Consider the following 16,947-nt stretch of genomic DNA (forward strand, 5'->3'; position numbering starts at 1 on the left):
GGTTGGCGTGACGCAGAGCGTCATGCCTCGCCCTTAGCGACTGCGCATAAAAGCGCTTTTTTATCGCGATGGCACTGGCATCGGGCTTACGTATAACGCTGAGCGCTGCAGCGTGAGGAGCGAGATTTCTGTAACTCTCGGGCCACGCCGTTCTGGACGCTATGCGTCCTTGATGATCAGCCCTCGACCGGCCTGACGATCACGGTGCAGGTCATCCCTGCGGCCAGCAACACGCCCTCTGGCACCTGATCCAGGTGAATGCGCACCGGAACACGCTGGGCCAGGCGTACCCAGTTGAAGGTCGGGTTCACGTCGGCGATCAGTTCGCGGCTTTGCGGGTTGTCGCGGTCGTAGATGCCTCGGGCGATGCTCTCGACGTGGCCCTTTAGCACTTCGCCGCTCATCAGTTGCAGGTCGGCCGGATCACCCACCTTGAGGTGCGGCAGTTTGGTTTCCTCGAAGAAGCCGTAGACCCAGAACGAGTTCATGTCGACCACTGCCATTTTTGCTTCGCCGATGCGCGCATAGTCTCCGCGATGCACGTTCAGATTGGTGACGTAACCGTCCACCGCGGCCAACACACGAGTACGTGCCAGGTTCAGCTCCGCCGCCTCCAGTTGCGCTTGCGCCAGTTGATAATCCGCCAGCGCCGAGGTGGCGACGTTGCTCGCGTCTTCACGATTTTCTGCCGAGATCACTAATTCATCCATGTCGGCGCGGCGCTTGGCGTTGAGCTTGCGCATCTCCCAGGTGGCCTTGCGCGACGCCAGCAGCGCCTGCGCCTGCCTGACGGCAATCCGGTAATGCTCGGGGTCGATCTGCATCAGCAAATCGCCGCGTTTGACCCACTGATTGTCGCGCACTGGCACCTCCACCACCGTGCCCGACACATCGGCGGCCACATTGATGATGTCTGCGCGCACCCGGCCGTCGCGGGTCCATGGCGTGTCCATGTAATCGACCCACAGCGCCCGGCCGATCCACAGCGCAAGGGCCAGCATCAGCAAGGTGGCGATCAGACTGAAAAACTTTTTCATCCAGATGATTCTCGAACAGATGTCAACGGTAAAGGGGCAGCGCCAGAGCGCCGAAGATGCAGACGAACAGGCTCAGGCGCAGCAACGCCGGGTGCCAGAAATGCCGATACAGGTCGAAATCGGCCAGCAGCCGATCCAGCGCCCAGGCCAGGGCCGCAGCTATAAGAAACATCAAGGTCAGGGTCGGCATGTATAGACCGTGGAAGGCTATTTCACGCGGCATGCGCTGATCCTGAAAATGCGTGCTCAAGGCCGTAGGCAGCCAGCGGTGACTGCGGGTCCAGCAGCGAGGTGCGGATGAAGTGCAGGTAGCTTTTCACCCGCCGCAGTACTGAAGTGTCGAAGTGCGAGGCAAACGGTTCATCGGCTTCCTGCACCCGCTGGATCGCCTGATCGACGGCCAACAGGCAACGTTGCAGGTTGACGGTATCGGGCTGGATGAACAGTCGGACCAACGCTCGGCCCATGATCCTCAACGTGATACGCCAGGGCTGGTATTCAGCGTAAGCGGGATGGATCGGTAGCACAGACTGCTCGCGGCGCAGTTCGATAATCGCGTGGCCGATTTCCAGTACCACGAACATCCAGCTCAGCAGCGCGCGTTGCACCAGTGGCTTGCTGACGGCCAGGCCGTAGGCCTGGTGCATCAGGTCGCGGGTCTGGCTTTCGAAGCTGGAACCGAGGCGATGCAGCGGCGCACTGATCGCGAACACCACCTGATTGCGCAGCGCCTGCTCCAACTGCTGCCACATCCAGCGGCTGTTGGGCGGCAGAATGATCGCGCCCGCCGCCGCACAGATCAGCATGCCGATGATCATCGCGATGTAATCGTTGATGAAGGTGTAAGGGTTGTAGACCGTCAGGTTGTCCGGCACCGATCCAAGGCTGAAAAAGATCAACAGCCCCAGGCCGTATCCCGTCCATTGCGGGCGCGAGCCGAGAAACGCGCCGAACATGAAGATCGGAGCGAGCAGCATGCACAACAGCGCAAAGCCGTCGATATGCGGGAACAGAAAGAAGGTTTCGATAAAGCCGAGCAGCGCCCCGAACAACGTGCCGCAGGCCATCTGAAAGGACATGCGTCTGGGGTTGTGGGTGGTCGATGACAGCGCAACCGTGGCGGCCGACGCCAGAATCATGCTGGCGCCGCTGGGCCAGGCAGTCAGCACCCACCAGGCACTCATCAGCCCGACCACACTGGTTGCGCGAACACCCGACGCCAGCGCGGTCAACCAATGAGTCCGCGATACGAACGATTCTTTCCACTGCTCTCGCACATGGGTGTGATCAGCCAGTGATGCGTGAGTCCGGGCGTAATCGAGCAGCTCACTGATCAGCCGGTACAACAGCTCGAACGCGGTGTGAAAGTCCAACCGCTCAGCTTCGCTCGGCGAGGTATTTTCAAGCGCGCTGCGCAAGCGTCTGACCCGGTCTGGCAACTGCGCCTTGCAGGTCTCCAGTCGACTGACCAACACGGCGGCGTCGTCGTTGGTCAGGGCGCGATCAGCAAACGCGTCGAGCAGGTCGGCCAGGGTTTCCAGGCCGGGATCGATATGCGTCAACACGGTCTCCGCGTGCTGTTTACGAAGTCGTTCGAGCAATTGGTGCAGCGCATTGAAGCGCGTGGTGACGGCCATGAACTCGCTGTTCAGGCGATTGAGCCGGCCGTTGCGGCGCCGCATGTGCGGGTCTTCGAAGACCGTGACGCTGCGCATACCCTCAAGGCCGATGGCCTCTGCAACAAAACGTACGTTGCCGGTTTCAAACGCCGCGCGTGAAATATCGCCGCGCAGGCCTTCGGCCACGAAGCGAGCGAATACCCCGAAGCGCAGGTACAGCGCGTTGCGCATGGCGGCGCTGGAGCTCTGCGGCAGAATCGCAGCACTGACGGCCGTTGAGCAGAGAATGCCCAGCGTGATTTCCAGCACGCGCCACACGGCGGCCATGAACGCACCTTGCGGATGAGCCAGTGCTGGCAGGCCGACCATCGCGGCGGTGTAACCGGCGAGCACAAACCCGTAAGCACGAAAGTTGCGATAACGCGCCGCGCCTGCCGAGCAGATTCCGACCCACAGCGCCAGACAGCCGAGGAAAGGCACCGGGTCTTGCGCAAACAGCGCCATCAGCACCACCATCAGCGCCGATCCGGCCAATGTGCCCAGCAGTCGATAAAAACTCTTGGCAAACACCTGCCCGCTCTGCGGCTGCATCACGATGAAGACCGTGATCAGCGCCGTGCGCGGCTGTGGCAACTCCAGGCGCAGGGCCAGCCAGTAAGTCAGAAAAGCGGCGGTCAACACCTTGAAGATGTAGATCCACGTCACCCCGTCACTGCGCGCCCAACTGTTGAACTCGCGCCGCCAGGGCAAGGCTGAGAGACGTTGCAGGCTGTTGGTCATCACCATGATCCGAGGTCGCTGCCTGCCGACAACCCTCCACCCAACGCCACTACCAACCCGGCATAGGCATTCAATCGTGCCGCCTCGACCTGCTGCTGGATTTGCTGTTGATGGAAGAGCTGCGTCCGGGCATTGAGTACGTTCAGGTAATTCGTCAGGCCGCGTTGCCAGGCAATCAGGGCGATGTCATAGGTTTTCTGCGCCGACGCCACCGACCGGGCGGCGAACACCTGCTGCTTGTCCATTGATGCGCGACGGATCAACTGATCGGAAATGCTCCGCAGCGCCATTAGCAGCGTCTGGTTGTAATGCGCCACCGCCAGGTCATAACCGGCCGACGCCTGCCCCAGTTGCGCACGTAATCGTCCACCGTCGAAGATCGGCAGGCTGATGGCCGGACCCACTTTGTAACCCAGCTTGCTGCCGCTCAGAAATTCCAGCATGCCACCGCCCGTGGCCATGTAGCTCAGGCTGCCGACCAGATCGATGTCCGGATAGAAGCCTGCACGGGCCACGTCGATACCGCGCGCCTGCGCCTCGACCTGCCAGCGAGCAGCCACCACATCAGGCCTCTGACCAAGCAGCTCGGCAGGCAGTGCCGAAGGCAGTTTCAATTCGCTGTGCAACGACAAGGCAGGCCGCTGCAAGTCAGCGCCCTGCCCCGGTCCCTTGCCGGCCAGCGCCGCCAGTTGATTGCGACTCAGCGCGATGGCCTCCTCCAGCGCATCGATCTGTCGATGAGCTTCGGGCAAGGGGGTCTCGGCCTGGCTGACATCGAAATGCGTACCGATGCCGCCTTGCAGGCGACGTTGTGCCAGCTCAAGTATCTGTTGCTGCTGGTCCAGCGCCGCCTCGGCGATGTCCAGGCGGGCATAATTCAGGGCCAGTTGAATGTAGGCGCGGACGATATTTTCCTGTAATTCGAGTTGTGCCTGACGCAACTCGGCAGCGCTCACGTGTGCAAGGTCGAGCGCCTGCTCGCTGGCATTACGCTCGCGGCCCCATAGATCCAACGAGTAACTCAGCCCCAGCGACGCATTGTTGTCCCAGGTGCGAGTATCGGCCAGTGCGCCTGGCCCATAAAACTGATCGTTCGGCCAGTCATGGCGTTGCAGACTGGCGCTGCTCTGGATCTGCAGCGATTCGTTGGACTCGGCAATGCCCGCCATCGCTTTCGCTTGTCGCACCCGTGCCACAGCGATGGCCAGGCTCGGGCTACCCAGCGTTGTAAGTTCGATCCAGCGATCCAGTTGCGCGTCACCATAAGCATGCCACCACTGCGCTTTCGGCCAACGGGCATCGTGCGCAGCGCTCTGGATGGCCTGATCGGTTGCCAGGCTGTCAGCGGGCAACAGGCTGCCGTTCGGTTGGATGCCATGGGTTCCGATACAACCGCTGATGACCAGCGTCAAAGCCAGAATACCGAGGGGCTTGAGCCCTCTGATGATGCGACGCGGCACAGCGGCGAGTTCCCGAACGGAGGTGATACACAGGCGATGGCGGCGATTCTAGGCGGCGCGTTGCACGGCGATAAGCGGGGCGTTGTGTGAATCTTTGTTACCGAAACGGCGATAATGCTTTGGTCTGGCTGACATGTGCCCGTTACTTCATGTCACAATTTGCCATCATCTCAGAGAAGTACTCATGGACACCCTGCAAAACATGCGTGCCTTCAGCTGTGTGGCGCAAGCGGGCAGCTTCACCGCTGCCGCTGCCGTGCTCGACACCACCACGGCCAACGTCTCGCGCGCTGTCTCCAACCTCGAGGCGCACCTGCAGACCCGCCTGCTCAACCGTACCACCCGGCGCATCGCGCTCACTGAGGCAGGCAAACGCTATTTACTGCGCTGCGAGCAGATTCTCGCCTCGGTGGAAGAAGCCGAGGCCGAAGCCAGCGACGCCCACGCGCGCCCGGCCGGGCAACTCAAGGTGCATTCGATGCCGGGTGTCGGCCAGCACTACGTGATCGATGCCATTGCCCGCTATCGCCGCAATCACCCTGACGTCGCATTCGACCTGACCATGACGCACCGCGTCCCGGACTTGCTCGAAGAAGGCTTTGACGTGTCGATCGTGCTGGCCAGCGAACTGGCAGACTCGGGCTTTGTGTCACAACGCCTGGGCATCACCTATAGCATCGTTTGCGCCTCACCCGAGTACGTCAGGACGTTCGGCATGGCACACAAACCCGCCGACCTGCTGAACCATGCATGCCTGCGTTTGGTGAGCCCGGTGTTCCCGCTGGAAAAGTGGCTGTTCGACGGCCCGGATGGTCAGGAAATGGTCACCATCAACAGCTCGCCCTTGCTGGTCAATTCGGCGGACGCGATGAAAACGGCTATCTCCAGCGGCATGGGCATCGGCATTCTGCCGATCTATTCGGCCATCGACGGTCTGCGCAACGGCACCCTGGTACGTGTGCTGTCCGATTACCGCTCGCAGGAGCTGAACCTGTACGCCATCTACCCGTCGCGTCAGTATCTGGATGCAAAGATCAGAACCTGGGTCGAATACCTGCGTGGCTCACTGCCGGAAATCCTCGCGGCCGACGAAGCCGATCTGCACGTGCAGGCACTCAAGGCCTCTTCCTGACATCGTACAACTGCAAAAAGCGGCTGCCAAAGGGCGGGCAGGAATGTTAGCGTGCTACTCATTCAACCGCTCAAGAGTGACTGCCCAATGAAAAAAACCGTACTCGCCTTCAGCCGTGTTTCTCCTGAAATGGCTGAGCGTCTGTCGCAAGACTTCAACGTGATCGTGCCCAACTCCAAAAAGGGTGACATCAATGCCCAGTTCGACGAAGCCCTGCCCGAGTCCCACGGGCTGATCGGCGCGGGTCGCAAGCTGGGTCGCGAACAGTTGGAACACGCTGCGAAACTGGAGGTGGTGTCGAGCATTTCGGTGGGCTACGACAACTACGATGTCGGTTACCTCAGCGAGCGCGGCATTCTGCTCACCAATACCCCGGACGTGTTGACCGAAACCACCGCGGACCTGGGTTTCACCCTGATCATGAGCAGCGCCCGCCGCGTCGCGGAACTGGACGCCTTCACCAAGGCCGGACAGTGGACCCGCAGCATCGAAGCGCCGCAGTTCGGCACCGACGTTTACGGCAAGACGCTGGGTATCGTCGGCATGGGCAATATCGGCGCGGCGATTGCGCGACGTGGTCGTCTGGGCTTCAACATGCCGATCCTGTACAGCGGCAACAGCCGCAAGACCGAACTTGAACAGGAACTGGGCGCGCAATTTCGCAGCCTGGATCAACTGCTCGCCGAGGCGGATTTCGTTTGCCTGGTCGTGCCGTTGAGCGAGAAGACCAAACACCTGATAGGCCGTCGCGAGTTGGGCCTGATGAAGCCCGGCGCGATTCTGATCAACATCGCCCGCGGCCCGATTGTCGACGAGCCGGCACTGATTGAAGCCTTGCAGAACGGCACCCTTCGCGGCGCCGGCCTGGACGTATACGAAAAAGAGCCGCTGAGCGAGTCGCCGCTGTTCCAGCTCAAGAACGCCGTCACCCTGCCCCACGTCGGCTCGGCAACCACCGAAACCCGCCAGGCTATGGCCGATCGCGCCTACCACAACCTGCGCAGTGCGCTACTGGGCGAGCGACCGCAGGATCTGGTCAACCCTCAAGTGTGGAAAGGCTGAGTGTCATACCGCTGTCGATCGTTCCTTGGGTAAAGAACGATCGACATTGACTCAGGCCAGCTTGCCGACGACTAAAACAGCGACTGGCCTGGCTTTTCTGAACACCAGCACGTTGCCGACCATCACCAGCACAAGCCCTAGCAAGGCAGGCAAGGTCCATTGATAACCTTCGACCCAGGTCGAGATGTTCAGCGCCACTATCGGGAACAACACCGTGCAGTACGCTGCGCGCTCCGGCCCCATTCGCCCGACCAGAGTCAGGTAAGCGGTGAAGGCAATCACCGAGCCGGGGATGACCAGATACAGCAGCGACCCGATATAGCGGGTGTTCCACTCGAACGTGAACGGCGTGCCGCTCAGCACGCAGTAGACAGCGAGGATGCTCGCTCCGTAGAACATCCCCCACGCGTTGGTGGTCAGCGGACGCAGACCGGCTTTCTGTTGCAGGCTCGACAGCATATTGCCCGCCGAGAAACACAACGTACCCAGCAACGCCAGGCCCAGACCGAGCAGGGTTTCGCGGCTGGCACTGTGCCCGGACAGCTCAGGCCAGAACAGACAGGCCAGCCCCAGCAGGCCCATCGCCCCACCGGCCAGTACATTGCCAGCGATTTTCTGACGAAAGAACACCCGTGCGTTCAGCGCATTCCATAAGGTCGACGTAGAGAACACCACGGCAATCAGGCCGCTGGGTATCCATTGACTGGCGGTGTAGAAGCACATGAAGTTGACGCAAAACAGGCACACGCCTTGCGCCAGACAGATCAACTGGCCGCGACGATTGACCGGTTGCAGGCGCTTGGTCAGCAGTAGAAACGCGAACAGCACCAAGGCCGCCAAGGCAAAGCGGTAGACGATGGAGACCGGGATGGCGACGTCGCCGAGTTGCAGTTTCAGGGCGATCCAGGTCGTACCCCAGATCAGCACGGTCAGCAGATAAAGCGAGAGGTTCATGGTGCAGGCTCCTTGATGAGCCATCAGTCTGCTGCGTGCCGGCCTGTCACCGCTTGCACAATCTTGCGCATTTGATTCAGGCGCTACTGGCAGCGGCGTCGCCAGCGAGTAGGATACAAATCCTAGAGGAATCGTCATGCCCGCCATTGAATCCATCCAGGTCTTTCAGGCCTTGAACAGTTCACCCAATGCCAATCTGGAGCAGAGCGCGCCGCTGGGCGACGGACTGGTGGCCGCGCAGTGGAACAACCGGCATGACTCACAGGAATATCACGCACCGACTCACCATACGCTGTCGTGCTACATCGCCGACGGCACCGGTACTTTTCGGCGCGGCCAGCCTGACCGGAAAGGCGCGCCGGGCAAGCTCTGCATATTGCCCGCAGGCCATGAGTCGGCCTGGGTGGTGAATGGCGAGATTCGTCTGGCGCACCTGTATTTCAGCCCGGAACACTTTGCGCTGGGCTGCGTCACGCTGCTGGATCGCGAGCCGCGCGAGATGCAGTTGCGTGAAAACACCTTTCTGGAAGACCCTGAACAAGCAACGCGCTTCCAGCAGTTGATCCGCCTGAACTGGGCCGAGCCCGGCGAACGTCTGCTGACCAGCAGTCTGGCCCACGAAATGGTCAGCCATGCGTTGCTCAGCCAGGCAGGAATGCGCGAAGGCTTGCGCCTGAAAGGCGGGTTGGCGCCGCATTTACGGCGTCAGTTGGTCGAGTTCATCGAAATGCACCTGGCTGACCCGCTGAGCCTCGGGCAACTGGCGGGACTGTGTGCGCTTTCGGAATACCACTTCGCCCGCATGTTCCGTGAAAGCTTCGGCTTGCCGCCCCATCAGTACCTGCTGGCCCGACGGATCGAGCAGGCTCGCCGGTTGCTGCGCCAGACCGCCACGCCCCTCGGTGAGATCGCGCTGGCCTGCGGTTTTGCCAGCGCCAGCCACTTCAGCAACCGGTTCCGTCAGGCCGTGGGCGCAACGCCCGGTGAATATAGACTGGCGTTGGGGTCAGTTCGGCCCTGACCGGAAAAATGCGACGCAATATGAATGATAAATATTCTCATACGCAAAAGAGTCTGCCAGAATCCACGCCATCATTGAATCCCGTGGATTGTTCTCCGAGATGCACACCGCCCATTCCGCTCTCAATCACACTGTCGAAGGCCTTTATGAGGCACACAACGCCTGGCTGACGACCTGGTTGCGGCGCAGGCTCGGCTGCCCTCACAACGCGGCGGATCTGGCGCAGGACACGTTCATAAAGGTGCTGGGCGCACGTGATACTGCGCAGATCATCGAACCCCGTGCATTCCTGACCACTATTGCCAAGCGCGTGTTGAGCAATCATTACCGGCGTCAGGATCTGGAACGCGCCTATTACCAGGCGCTGTCTGAACTGCCGGAAAGCGTGGCGCCCTCGGAAGAAGAACGGGCGATCATCCTCGAAACCCTGGTAGAGCTGGATCAGTTGCTGGACGGCCTGCCGGCGCTGGTCAAACGCGCCTTCCTGATGTCGCAGGTTGACGGCCTCAGCCACGGCCAGATAGCCGCCGAGCTGGGGATCTCCATCGCGACAGTCAAACGCCACCTGAGCAAGGCCGCGCTGCGCTGCTACTTCGCGTTATGAACCCGACCGGCGATTCTCTGAACAGATCCGATATCTCGCCTGCCGTGGCGCAGCAAGCGGTCAACTGGCTGCTGGAAATGCAGGAAGGCACGCTCGACTCTCGCCGACAGCACGCCTGGCAGCTGTGGCTCAACGGCAATTCCGAACATCAGCGGGCCTGGGCGCATATGCAGCGGGTCAATCAGCGCCTGAGCGGGCTGTCCTCGCCGTTGGCACACGCGGCCCTCAATGCGCCGAAATCCAACAGCCGTCGGCATGTCCTGAAACTGCTGTTGCTGCTGGGCGCGGGCTCGGCGGCAGGCTGGAGCCTGCGCGAGCAAATCGCCCTGCAACCGTTACTGGCCGACTACAACAGCGGCGTGGGCGAACAGCGCAAGGTGGCGCTGAGCGATGGCAGCCAGGTGCAATTGAATACAGCCAGCGCCGTGGATGTAGGCTTCGATACGCAGCAGCGTCCTATCCGGCTGCTGCAAGGCGAAATCCTCATGACCGCTTCGGCGGATCAGCGCCCGTTAAACCTGCTGAGCGCTGAAGGTACGGTGAGAGCCTCGACGGGAACCAGCCGCTTCAACCTGCGCCAGTTGCAGGGGCGCACGCAACTGGCGGTGTTCGCCGGGGCTATCGAAATAGCGCCCGCCAACAGAACCGGGCCGGGCCTGATGCTGCGGGCGAGCCAGCAAGTGACGTTCAGTCGTGATGCCTGGGACACCGTGCGCCCGCTGGATGCAGGCAGTGGTGCGTGGGCCGAAGGGATGCTGGTGGCATCGCGCATGAAGCTCTCGGACTTTCTGACCGAGCTGGGTCGCTACCGACGCGGCCGTTTGAACTGTGACGCAAAAGTGGCCAGCCTGTTGATCTCTGGCAGCTATCCATTGGCCGACAGCGAACGCATCCTCGACATGCTCGAACTCGCCCTCCCAGTACGCGTGCAGCGCTTTACCCGCTATTGGGTAAACGTGCAGGCGCGGGTCTGACAGTGATTGCTCATCCCCACGCCCAGCTTTTGATTTATCGTTCCCACTACGTGGTAATGCATTTCGTGACGCTCCGCGTCACACCGCGGGGCCTTGATGCGCACTTCAGGCCGAACGAGATGCAGGCTCCGTTGAAGCCATAACGTCGGTTCCGCTTGCTGTCTCACAAGAACTTAAGACTTGTGACGCAGAGCGTCACGAACTGCATGCCGACGCGGAGCATCGGCACGATAGTCAGTTGGACTTGCGTAGGTCGGCCAACATTTTTCAAAAACCGTGAGCCGTTTTTCAATCCTCGCGTGACAGACAGGGAAAGCATCTCTCAACCTTCCGGTCAAAGGACTCCTGCATGTCAGCCCGCCCTACTCAACTTTCGCCATTGGTGCGCACATTGCGTCACGTCATTTTCGGCGCCAGCCTCTCGGTCGGCAGCCTGTCGATGGCTTACGCTGCAGAGGTGACACCCAAGGTGTACCACATCGCACCCAGCGAGCTTGAAGCGGCACTGAGCCAGTTCGGGCGCGAGTCGGGGGTGCTGATTTCCTATGGCTCACAGATCACCAGCGGTTTGAAAAGCCGTGGGCTGGAAGGTCAATACACGCCTGAGCAAGGCCTGAATGCCTTGCTCGAAGGCACCGGTTTGCAAGCCATGGCTGACGGCAACAACGGCTTCACCCTGCAATCGGCCAGTGCGGCTGGTGCGCCCATCGAACTGGGCGTTTCAACAGTGGTCGGCGACTGGCTGGGCGAAGCGCAGCAGACCAACGTGTTCGAACACCCAGGCGCGCGCGACGTGATCCGTCGCGAGGAATTCGAGCGCGTGGGGGCGACGTCGGCGCGCGAGGTGCTCAATCGCATCCCCGGCGTCAATGCGCCGGACAACAACGGCACCGGCAGCCATGACATGGCGCTGAACTTCGGCATTCGCGGCCTCAACCCGCGTCTGGCGTCACGCTCCACCGTATTGATGGACGGCATCCCGGTGCCGTTTGCACCTTATGGTCAGCCACAACTGTCCTTCGCGCCGATCAGCATGGGCAACATGGACGCTGTGGACGTGGTACGCGGCGGCGGCGCAGTGCGTTACGGGCCGCAGAACGTGGGTGGCATCGTAAACTTCGTGACCCGCGCCATCCCCGATGCGCCGACGCTCAAAGGCGGCATACAGACCGAAACCAGTCCCTCGTCCAGCCAGGACGGCTTCAAGACCACCGGCAATCTGCTGGCCGGCGGCACCGCTGACAACGGCCTGGGCGGCGCGATTCTGTATTCCGGCGTGCGCGGCGGTGACTGGCGCGAGCACAGCGACACTGAAATCGATGACCTGATTCTCAAAGGCAAATACCAGATCGACGAGGCCAACAGCCTCAACGCCATGGCGCAGTACTACGATGGCGAAGCACAAATGCCCGGTGGGCTGAGCGTCAAGGATTACGATGCCGATCCGTATCAGTCGACACGGCTGAAGGACAAGTTCTGGGGCCGTCGCACGATGTTCAACTTCGGCTATCGCTACGAACAGGATGCGCGGGTATTCACGGCCAACACGTTCTTCACCAAGACCTTGCGCAGCGGTTATCTCGATCAGGGCAGCTTTGTCTCCTTGTCGCCTCGTGAGTACTGGGTGCGCGGACTGGAAACACGCTTCTCGCAAGGCTTCGCACTGGGTGAAACCTGGCACGAAGTCGGCGTCGGTTATCGCTACGTCAATGAAGCCGGTCATGAGCTGCGCTATCGTGAACCAGTGACCGGCGAACTGCCAACCACTGGCAGCCGCAACGACCGCGACACGCGCGGCGCGACAGAAGCGCATGCGTTTTACATCGATGACCGGATCGATATCGGCAAGTGGACCATCACGCCCGGCGTTCGCTACGAGATGATCGACACCGCGCAGAACAACAACCTGACCAATGCCCGCTATCAGGGCGACTACAGCACCGCACTGCCCGCGTTGAACGTTCTTTATCACCTGACCGACACCTGGAACCTGTACGCAAACACCGAGGGCTCGTTCGGCAGCGTGCAGTACAGCCAGATGCCCAATCGCGTGACCGGAGATGAAGTCAAACCGGAAAAGGCGCGCACCTGGGAACTGGGCACACGTTACGACAACGGCAACCTGCGGGCCGAGATCGGCGCGTTCCTGATCAACTTCGATAATCAGTACGACAGCAACCAGACCAACGACACGGTGATCGCTCGCGGCGAAACGCGCCATCAGGGTATCGAAACCAGCATCAATTACGCGCTGGAAGGTTTGAACCCGGCACTGGCTGGCTACGATGTCTACGCAACCTATGCGTTCGTTGACGCAACTATTCGTGAAGACGGCCCGAACAAGGGCAATCGCGTACCGTTCTCGTCAAAGCATAAAGGCACGCTGGGCGTCAGCTACACCGAAGGGCCGTGGAAGCTCAATGTCGACAGCTCTTTCCAGAGCGATCAGTTCGCCGACAACGCCAACACGGCAGCCGAAAGCGCCGATGGCAGCACGGGCAAGATCCCTGGGTACATGCTGTTCAGCAGCCGCGCCAACTACGACTTCGGCCCGCAATTGTCGGACCTCAATGTTGCCGTCGGGGTGAAGAATATTTTCAACCGCCAGTACTACACCCGCTCGTTCGACGACAACAACCGCGGCAAATACGTCGGCGAACCGCGCACGGTGTATGTGCAGACGTCGGTTGCGTTCTAGTTTCAGGAAAAAAGACGACCCTTGTGCCAACGCATGGGCATGGGCATGCATTTCGGCACAACCTGCACCATGCGTCACGGCTGCCATGTGGCGCAGAGCGTCACGAAATGCATTCCCACGCCGGAGCGTCAGGAACGAGAGGTGTCAAGGAGAAGGATTTCCATTCAAATAATCGTCAGTGCTTTTTTGCTGCGAAATATTTCTTACATATTGGGGTTGAATTGTCAGGCCATTGCCGCCAACACTGTGAGTGAGCGCAAACGAAACCGATTCCACAGGGAATCGCACAGTCCAGCCTCGCACGAGCAAGCCCTAATAAGGATTAACTATGCAAATCCAGGTCAATAGCGATAATCACATCGAAAGCAGTATCCGACTGGAGGAGTGGGTTCGTACCACCGTTGAAAGCACGCTCGAACACTACGACGAAAACCTGACTCGCGTTGAAGTCCATATCCGCGATGAGAACGGCGACAAGCCCGGCCCGCATGACATCAAATGCCAGATGGAAGCGCGCCCCAAAGGACACCAACCTATTTCTGTTTCCCACAAAGCCGATACGGTAGATCAGGCTGTGGATGGTGCTGCGGTAAAACTCGATCACGCTCTCGAGCATCTGTTTGGCAAGCTGCGCGGCAGCAAACGCGGCGCTGCACCGGCCCTTGCCGAGCAGGATGATGACCCGATCAGCCCGGACGCGCTGCTCGAAGAAGAATTTCTGGAAAAAGAGCAGGAGAAAGAAGCCGCTCGTCTGACCTGATTATTTGACACGTTTGATAAACAGATACGTTTTGTAAACACCAAGGGGCGAACCGGAAACGGTTCGCCCTTTTTGCCATGGGCGCAGCTATCGCCGCGTCCGTATCATCCAGCCGGAACACGCCAGACACCCGCATCCCCCGCAACGCCTGCGCATCGAAACGCAGAAGGCCATGGCGATAAAATGGCTGACTCCAGCACGCTGCTGACCGTGGTGCCCTCATCGCCGCGCCTCACCACAAAGCGTGTGCCCAGCGCGGTGACCGTGCCCTGATCCGTGCGCACCACAAACGGTCGCTGCACATCTTTGGCCACCTCGACCCCCAGTTCGCCTTCGAGCAACTCGACGGTCCGTTGCCGTCCATCGAATTTAACATTCAGCGCAGAGCCACTGTTCAGTGGCACCTGGCTGCCATCGGCGAGGGAAAAATCGCGTCGTTCGCCGACTGCCGTGTGTTGGTCGGCCATCCATACAGGCAAGCGCTCGGCACTCATCCAGCCGCACACCAGCACACCGATCAGGGCCCGCACCTGCACTGCACGCGAGAGGGGTTTTGCCCCCGCCGCTGCGAATGTTTGTCGGAGTGCGACTCGCGCAGAACTGTCGGACAATTCGTCAAGACTGCCCCACATGGACTGCATGCGCGCCAGTGCAACTTCCTGTCCGGGATCTGCCTGCCGCCAACGCTCGAAGGCCTCTCTGTTCGCGGGGGTGACCGAGTCATCGTGCAGCAAAGCCAGCCACGACGCGGCCTCGCCAATCATCCGTTCGGAGGGTTCGTGCCTGTCGCTCATGCAAAATGGCCCGAACTGTGCAGTGTCTTGTAGCAATGCACCATGACACTGGCCATGTAGTGTTTGAGCATGCTGGAGGACGCACCCAAATGAGTGGCGATTTCGCTGTACGTCAGACCATCGAGACCATGGAGCAGGCAAAAGATGACAGCACAACCTCTCAGCAGCAAGCGCCGGAGCCACGCGACCGCTGATCCGTCATCAAGAACCAAAAGGACTACTACCCGGTCAACTTATGCAGAACCATTGAGCAGGTGAATGATATGGACAATCCTTTTCAGATGATCACAGACACATTCCACCCCGACTATCGGGTGAATCTGAGCATTCAAGGACTGGACGGCAGCATCATGCTGACCCTCTCGAATGAACGCGGAGTTGTTGCCAAGCGCCTGATCAGCGCCGCGCAACGCAATGATCCCCAGCGCCTGCGCAAGCTTATCGAAAGCGTGCAGTTCGGCATCGCCATCGAGCGTGGCGAGAGTGCGATCAAGATTCTGGCCGCGATGACGGATGGTGTGACGCTGCAGAAGGCACCGGTGCCCGCGAATGGCCTGTGGTCACGGGATCAGGCGGTCGTCAACGCCGGAGCGTGACGAAACCCCGACCATCACGACTGTCCATACACATCCCCTCCTTCGGTCGTCCTCCGTGACGACCTTGAACTGCAGCCCTCCCGCAGGTTCAGCAAAAGTACAGTTACAAGCTGCTACAACACTCCTTGCGCAGAAACATTCGAGCGACTGGGCATTACGCTCAGCGCCACTGCACCTGCGGTGAACGCCGAGGAGGCACCATGTTCTTACGTTACGGAGTATTGATCGCATCACTTGCGATCGCATCAGGCTGTGTCGAAGAGCGGGTCGTGCATGAACGACCGCACGCACATCATGAATACGTCGAAGAGGTCATCGCGCCGCAAGCGCCGCCCGAGCGAATAGTCGAAGTGGAACCCGCGCCGCGTCCCGGCTATGTATGGGCACGTGGTTACTGGCACTGGAACGGCCAGCGCTTTGTGCCCGTTCACGGTCACTGGGAAGCAGAACGACCCGGTTATCGCTATGTGCATCCACACTGGGAAAGCGCGGGTGACGGCTGGCACTGGCATGCCGGGGCCTGGCTCAACTAAACCTTCCTTGCAGCAAGCACCTGGCGGCGTCTTTCATGGATGCCGCTGGCGCTTCGATCAGATTTCGCCCTTCTCTTCCGTCACCGCGCCTTTGACCGCGCTGGATGAATCGGGGATTTTCGCCGACGGGTATTTGTACGACGCGTAGCGCACGACCAGAATCGCAAACGCCAGCAACAGAATGCCGCCACACAAATAGATGATGCCGATGTCGGGCGGGTTGTGGTGCGACACGTCGGAAATCAGCAGGCGGGTCAATGCGGTGATCGCAACATAGATCAGGAAGCGCACAGGCATGTGGTTGGTCTTGAAGTAAATCCCGGTCATCGCCCCCAGTTCGAGATAGATGAACAGCAACAGGATGTCATCAACGGTGACGTTGCCTTTCTCGACCATCCCCAGAAACGCGACCACTGACGCCCAGGCAGTGATTGCACCAATCGCGAACAACGCAAGAAAGTGGAAGCTCTCGACACAGAGGTTACCCAGCGATTCGGCTTGCCCATGCACCCGATGCCTGATCTTTACTGCCCATTTGTTTCCCATGACGCTTACCTCTGAACCTTCGTTTATGCCGACCGGACACTGCCAGATACTCGTGACGCCTGTTTGTGGCCTGCTATATAAAGCAGGAACAGGGCCATAGGCTATGGTTGAGAGCGCGACGGGATGTCGCAAGGCACATTTGCCGGGTAAAAAAGATGCTCAAACGCCACTATTCAGACAGCACTTGATTGCCGCAACCGTTTTACTGTATAAAAACACAGTAATCGAGAAGTCACCCTAAGGCGCACATGCGTGGGTGAACGGCTTCAATGTGGCGCACCGCTCTCCCTGACCGGCACGCTGGTCATGCACGATCACTGCTTTTGCATTACCCGCTGGTCAGAGCGTGAAGCACTGAACGTCCGGGTCTAGCCCTA

The 16,947-nt window shown here is 60.1% G+C and carries 15 protein-coding genes and 2 pseudogenes; 9 read left to right on the forward strand and 8 right to left on the reverse strand.

Annotation, left to right across the window (positions count from 1 at the left end; translation table 11 throughout):
• Positions 1 to 176: 176 nt before the first annotated feature.
• Genes N018_RS19985 through N018_RS20000 form a run of 4 tightly spaced genes read right to left on the reverse strand, consistent with a single transcriptional unit; the run spans position 177 to position 4,896 of the window.
• Positions 177 to 1,037, reverse strand: a complete 861-nt coding sequence (locus N018_RS19985; protein WP_025390562.1) for an efflux RND transporter periplasmic adaptor subunit — start codon at positions 1,035 to 1,037, stop codon at positions 177 to 179.
• Positions 1,038 to 1,059: 22 nt separating this feature from the next.
• On the reverse strand, positions 1,060 to 1,260 hold the full coding sequence (locus tag N018_RS19990) for a DUF1656 domain-containing protein (protein ID WP_024645664.1): 201 nt from the start codon (positions 1,258 to 1,260) through the stop codon (positions 1,060 to 1,062).
• Positions 1,250 to 3,436 (reverse strand): FUSC family protein, encoded by a 2,187-nt coding sequence (locus N018_RS19995; RefSeq protein WP_038401890.1) that lies wholly within the window; start codon positions 3,434 to 3,436, stop codon positions 1,250 to 1,252. The genes N018_RS19990 and N018_RS19995 overlap by 11 nt, the downstream gene beginning before the upstream one ends.
• Complete coding sequence (locus N018_RS20000; RefSeq protein ID WP_025390564.1) at positions 3,436 to 4,896, reverse strand: efflux transporter outer membrane subunit; 1,461 nt, start codon at positions 4,894 to 4,896, stop codon at positions 3,436 to 3,438. The genes N018_RS19995 and N018_RS20000 overlap by 1 nt, the downstream gene beginning before the upstream one ends.
• Positions 4,897 to 5,080: 184 nt before the next feature.
• Between N018_RS20000 and N018_RS20005 the strand changes: the two genes are divergently transcribed.
• Positions 5,081 to 6,028 carry a LysR family transcriptional regulator gene (locus N018_RS20005; RefSeq protein WP_024673752.1) on the forward strand — a complete coding sequence of 316 codons (948 nt, stop codon included), beginning with the start codon at positions 5,081 to 5,083 and terminating at the stop codon, positions 6,026 to 6,028.
• 87 nt (positions 6,029 to 6,115) lie between these two features.
• Entirely contained in the window at positions 6,116 to 7,090 is a 975-nt protein-coding gene (locus tag N018_RS20010; RefSeq protein ID WP_024645668.1) for a 2-hydroxyacid dehydrogenase, read from the forward strand.
• Between the two features lie 51 nt (positions 7,091 to 7,141).
• Here the strand turns inward: N018_RS20010 and N018_RS20015 are convergent, their stop codons facing one another.
• On the reverse strand, positions 7,142 to 8,044 hold the full coding sequence (locus tag N018_RS20015; protein WP_025390565.1) for a DMT family transporter: 903 nt from the start codon (positions 8,042 to 8,044) through the stop codon (positions 7,142 to 7,144).
• A gap of 136 nt (positions 8,045 to 8,180) precedes the next feature.
• On the opposite strand from N018_RS20015, the gene N018_RS20020 reads away from it, so the two are divergent.
• From N018_RS20020 to N018_RS20040, 5 genes are all read left to right on the forward strand, one after another.
• Positions 8,181 to 9,065 carry an AraC family transcriptional regulator gene (locus N018_RS20020; RefSeq protein WP_024645670.1) on the forward strand — a complete coding sequence of 295 codons (885 nt, stop codon included), beginning with the start codon at positions 8,181 to 8,183 and terminating at the stop codon, positions 9,063 to 9,065.
• Positions 9,066 to 9,165: 100 nt separating this feature from the next.
• Complete coding sequence (locus N018_RS20025; RefSeq protein ID WP_025390566.1) at positions 9,166 to 9,669, forward strand: sigma-70 family RNA polymerase sigma factor; 504 nt, start codon at positions 9,166 to 9,168, stop codon at positions 9,667 to 9,669.
• Positions 9,666 to 10,643: a FecR domain-containing protein gene (locus N018_RS20030; protein WP_025390567.1), complete on the forward strand. Its 978-nt coding sequence runs from the start codon at positions 9,666 to 9,668 to the stop codon at positions 10,641 to 10,643. Before N018_RS20025 ends, N018_RS20030 begins: the two co-directional genes overlap by 4 nt.
• A gap of 349 nt (positions 10,644 to 10,992) precedes the next feature.
• Positions 10,993 to 13,341 (forward strand): TonB-dependent Fe(3+) dicitrate receptor FecA, encoded by a 2,349-nt coding sequence (gene fecA, locus N018_RS20035; protein ID WP_025390568.1) that lies wholly within the window; start codon positions 10,993 to 10,995, stop codon positions 13,339 to 13,341.
• 328 nt (positions 13,342 to 13,669) lie between these two features.
• Positions 13,670 to 14,101: an HPF/RaiA family ribosome-associated protein gene (locus N018_RS20040; protein WP_024646781.1), complete on the forward strand. Its 432-nt coding sequence runs from the start codon at positions 13,670 to 13,672 to the stop codon at positions 14,099 to 14,101.
• Between the two features lie 85 nt (positions 14,102 to 14,186).
• Here the strand turns inward: N018_RS20040 and N018_RS20045 are convergent.
• Together N018_RS20045 and N018_RS28170 are read right to left on the reverse strand one after the other, a co-directional pair.
• Positions 14,187 to 14,895 (reverse strand): annotated as a pseudogene (locus N018_RS20045) (FecR domain-containing protein); the annotation flags it as partial.
• Positions 14,892 to 15,032: pseudogene (locus N018_RS28170) on the reverse strand (sigma-70 family RNA polymerase sigma factor); the annotation flags it as partial. The pseudogenes N018_RS28170 and N018_RS20045, both read right to left, overlap by 4 nt.
• A gap of 126 nt (positions 15,033 to 15,158) precedes the next feature.
• Between N018_RS28170 and N018_RS20050 the strand changes: the two are divergent.
• Entirely contained in the window at positions 15,159 to 15,491 is a 333-nt protein-coding gene (locus tag N018_RS20050) for a DUF3509 domain-containing protein (RefSeq protein WP_024646780.1), read from the forward strand.
• Between the two features lie 200 nt (positions 15,492 to 15,691).
• Positions 15,692 to 16,024, forward strand: coding sequence for a YXWGXW repeat-containing protein (locus tag N018_RS20055; RefSeq protein ID WP_024646779.1), 333 nt, complete (start codon positions 15,692 to 15,694; stop codon positions 16,022 to 16,024).
• A 57-nt stretch (positions 16,025 to 16,081) separates the two neighbouring features.
• Here the strand turns inward: N018_RS20055 and N018_RS20060 are convergent, their stop codons facing one another.
• A complete protein-coding gene (locus N018_RS20060) occupies positions 16,082 to 16,570 on the reverse strand; it encodes a phosphate-starvation-inducible protein PsiE (protein ID WP_002552228.1) in 489 nt (162 codons plus the stop codon).
• Positions 16,571 to 16,947 lie beyond the last annotated feature (377 nt).

The sequence above is a fragment of the Pseudomonas syringae CC1557 genome (genome assembly GCF_000452705.1).
Lineage (GTDB): Bacteria > Pseudomonadota > Gammaproteobacteria > Pseudomonadales > Pseudomonadaceae > Aquipseudomonas > Aquipseudomonas syringae_F.